Below are 614 nucleotides of genomic sequence, written 5' to 3' on the forward strand. Positions count from 1 at the left end.
GGTCGTGCCCGTCCCGGCCGAGGGGGACGGCGACGGCGACCCCGCGTGGTCGCTGGTGGTCGACGGCGGCGTCGAGTACCGCTTCACCGCCCGCCGGGGCGGCTTCGGCTCCTGGCACGTCAACCCCGGATCCCTGACCCGGACCACCCCGGAGGGCACCACCGGGGCCTGGGACCCGACCGTGTTCGTCACCGACGCCCAGGAGACCGTGGGGCTGCCCGGCGACTCCCTGGCCGACGTCGTCCGCGATCTGCTGGCCACCCACACCGCGGACGCCCGCCTGCTGGCCGCCACCCCGGGCGCCGCCGCCCTGGCCGACCTGGCCTACGAGGACCTGGAGGGGTACCAGACCGGCCACCCGTGCATGTTCCTCAACAAGGGCAGGCTCGGTTTCTCGGCCGCCGACGTCGGCCGGTACACGCCCGAGGCGCGCGGCGCGTTCCACCTGGTGTGGATCGCCGTCCATCCGGACCTGGGCCGGTTCCAGTCCATGGCCGACACCGACCGGCGCCGCCTGGTCGAGGAGGAGCTCGACGCCGACCAGCGCGCCGAGTTCGCCGAGGCCGTGCGGGCGCGCGGCGGCGACCCGGACGCCTACCTGTGGCTGGCCGGGG

The 614-nt window shown here is 76.1% G+C and carries 1 protein-coding gene; it reads left to right on the forward strand.

Annotated features, from left to right (window positions below; translation table 11 throughout):
- Positions 1 to 614 (forward strand): IucA/IucC family protein (locus D471_RS0126110; protein WP_026128088.1); only part of this gene is annotated, 614 nt, incomplete at both ends.

This window comes from Nocardiopsis lucentensis DSM 44048, from assembly GCF_000341125.1.
Lineage (GTDB): Bacteria > Actinomycetota > Actinomycetes > Streptosporangiales > Streptosporangiaceae > Nocardiopsis > Nocardiopsis lucentensis.